At 51.9% G+C, this 1,374-nt stretch carries 1 protein-coding gene; it reads left to right on the top strand.

The window, feature by feature from the left end; genetic code table 11:
- The first annotated feature begins 402 nt into the window (after window positions 1-402).
- Window positions 403-1,356 carry a substrate-binding domain-containing protein gene (locus HMPREF9538_RS20990; protein WP_004190071.1) on the top strand — a complete coding sequence of 318 codons (954 nt, stop codon included), beginning with the start codon at window positions 403-405 and terminating at the stop codon, window positions 1,354-1,356.
- Window positions 1,357-1,374 lie beyond the last annotated feature (18 nt).

Genomic DNA, 1,374 nt, shown 5'->3' on the forward strand with positions numbered 1-1,374 from the left:
CACTATCAATAAGTTGGAGTCATTACCCACGTTTTATACTCATTTCCTGCGCCATTTCTGCCAGAATCGGCTATCTGTAACATAGTTAAGCGCGGTGGATACAGCAATTTCTCTGCGAACAATCACCAAAAATAAATGCTTGACAAATTTTAATCAGCGGAGAATTGTATAGGCAGTTTACCGCATCATTCGGGAAGTCATTCCCAACCCCGTTTAAGTTATTCCAGTCGCGCACCGACACGGACCGGTTGCCGGGATGACATTAAGCAGGTATCCGCCGAACGTTCAATGATTGTTCTGGCGATATAGACGATATTTGCCCGCCAAAAAAAAATAATCCTTCTGCGTTCGCATGCGGCGCGGAACTCTGCTGGCTATCAACTATTCCCGACGAGGATACTGATGATGTTATTTCACACCGGAAAACTGCGTTTCCTTGCTGTCGCCACGACCATGCTGGCATCCATGAGTTTTATTTCTGCCGCCAGCGCTGCCGGTCCGACTTATGCGCTGGTACAAATCAACCAACAGGCGCTGTTCTTTAATCTGATGAATAAAGGCGCACAGGATGCGGCCAAAGCCAGTGGCAAGGATTTAGTTATTTTTAACTCTAACGATAATCCCGTGGCGCAAAATGACGCGATAGAAAACTATATTCAGCAAGGCGTTAAAGGCATTCTGGTTGCTGCTATCGACGTTAACGGGATCATGCCAGCGGTTAAAGAAGCCGCCGCCGCAAACATTCCGGTGATTGCGATTGATGCCGTATTACCGGCCGGGCCACAGGCAGCTCAGGTCGGCGTTGATAATATTGAAGGCGGCAGAATTATCGGTCAATACTTCGTGGACTACGTGCAGAAAGAGATGGGTGGCCAGGCGCGACTGGGTATTGTCGGCGCGCTGAATTCGGCCATTCAGAACCAGCGGCAGAAAGGGTTCGAAGAGACGCTGAAAAGCAATCCGAAGATTACTATCGCTAACGTGGTCGACGGGCAGAACGTGCAGGATAAAGCGATGACTGCGGCGGAAAACCTGATCACCGGTAACCCGGATCTGACAGCGATTTATGCCACCGGCGAACCCGCGCTGCTCGGCGCTATCGCCGCCGTGGAAAACCAGGGGCGGCAGAAAGATATTAAAGTCTTTGGCTGGGATCTGACGGCGAAGGCGATTTCCGGTATGGACGGCGGCTACGTCACCGCCGTACTGCAGCAGGACCCGGAAAAGATGGGCGCCGAAGCCCTGAATGCGCTGAACAGCATCACGTCGGGTAAAACCGTGCCGAAAACCATTCTGGTTCCGGCGACGGTGGTGACCAAAGCGAACGTCGATTCATACCGTCCGCTGTTTAAGTAGGTCAGCGCGCGCCGCCCG

Source organism: Klebsiella sp. MS 92-3, from assembly GCF_000195655.1.
GTDB lineage: Bacteria > Pseudomonadota > Gammaproteobacteria > Enterobacterales > Enterobacteriaceae > Klebsiella > Klebsiella pneumoniae.

Excerpts from the sequence above, each read along its gene's own strand:
- HMPREF9538_RS20990 (WP_004190071.1), top strand. The coding sequence starts at position 403 with ATGATGTTATTTCACACCGGAAAACTGCGTTTCCTTGCTGTCGCCACG.